The sequence below is a fragment of the Gordonia sp. NPDC003504 genome (genome assembly GCF_053587995.1).
Genome location: NZ_JBSFPC010000032.1, coordinates 1 through 1,355, shown reverse-complemented (window position 1 = coordinate 1,355; position 1,355 = coordinate 1). Strand labels below are relative to the sequence as shown.

Sequence of the window (1,355 nt, the reverse complement as noted above, 5' to 3'; positions counted from 1 at the left end):
GGCTCTTGTGACGTAGTTGTGGGTGGGTTCGGCGTGGCGTGAGGGCGCAACGCCGTTGTCCTGCTTAAGGTTTGGTTTGCGAAGACTAAACCTGAGGAGTTCCGGCGTTGCGCATGTCCAGTGTAGTGCAGAAGGTGTTGTCGATCCCTGCGGTTGTCGAGGGTGTCGCGGTGGAGGAGACGACCGCCGATCCTGACGGAGTCGTCGTGGTCGGTGTCCGCGCGTATGCGCGTGATCGGTCCCGGTGCGGCGAGTGTGGCCGGCGATGCCCGGGCTATGACCAGGTCAGCGATGTGCGGCGATGGCGGCATCTGGATGTGGCCGGCCGCCGGTGTCTGTTGCAGGCGTCGCTGCGGCGGGTGCGGTGCACTGTGCACGGGGTGATTACCGAGGCGGTGCCCTGGGCGCGGCCACGGGCCCGACACACGCGTGCTTTTGATGACATGGCGGCATGGCTGGCCGCGCACATGCCGATCTCGGCGGTCACCGAGTTCCTCCGGGTCGCGTGGCGCAGTGTCTCCGGCATCGTTGAACGGGTCGTGGATGAGCATTTCGCGGGCGTCGATCGGCTCGATGGGCTGGTCAACATCGGTATCGATGAGATCGCCTACCGCAAAGGTCACCGCTATCTGACGGTGGTGATCAACCACGACACCGGCCTGGTCGTGTGGGCTCGGGAGGGCCGCGACAGTGCCACACTGGCCGCGTTCTTCGACGAGTTGGGTCCCGAACGTGCCGCCCGGATCGCCAAGGTGTCTGCCGACGGTGCGGAGTGGATCTGGTCGGCGGTGACCGCCCACGCCCCGCACGCCATTCCATGTCTGGATCTGTTCCACCTGATCCAGTGGGCTGGCGACATGGTCGACAAGGTGCGGCGCCGTACCGTCGCCGCCCATGGCGGCGGTAAGGGTGCGATGTGGGCGGTCCGCAAGACCCATACCGATCAGTCACCCGAGCAGCGTGGCATCGTCGAGCAGCTCCGTGAGGACAACCGCGAGCTGTACGAGGCGTACATGCTCAAAGAGCAACTGCGCGATGCGATCCGCGCCACCGAAGGAAGGCGGTTCGTGTTGCTGACTGGGGCACAGGCATGGGCCCGAGACAGTGACGTCCCGGAAATCGCAGTTCTGGGAAGAACGTTGGAGCGTTACAATGCTCGTATCCGGAACGCGTTGCGTCACAACCTGACCAACGCGCGCACTGAGGCCACCAACACCCATCTACGCGCACTGACCAAGCGGGCCTACGGATTCCACACGCCAGAAGCGCTGATAGCGATGGCCGAACTCACCCGCGGCGGCGCCTGCCCCGAACTGCCCTGGCCGTAACCCACCCACAAGAACGTCAGGAGATCC

Annotated in this window: 1 protein-coding gene; it reads left to right on the top strand. The window is 65.0% G+C overall.

Annotated elements, in window-relative coordinates; translation table 11 throughout:
- Positions 1–107 precede the first annotated feature (107 nt).
- Positions 108–1,328: an ISL3 family transposase gene (locus ACWDPV_RS24135; protein ID WP_449745006.1), complete on the top strand. Its 1,221-nt coding sequence runs from the start codon at positions 108–110 to the stop codon at positions 1,326–1,328.
- Positions 1,329–1,355: the final 27 nt, after the last annotated feature.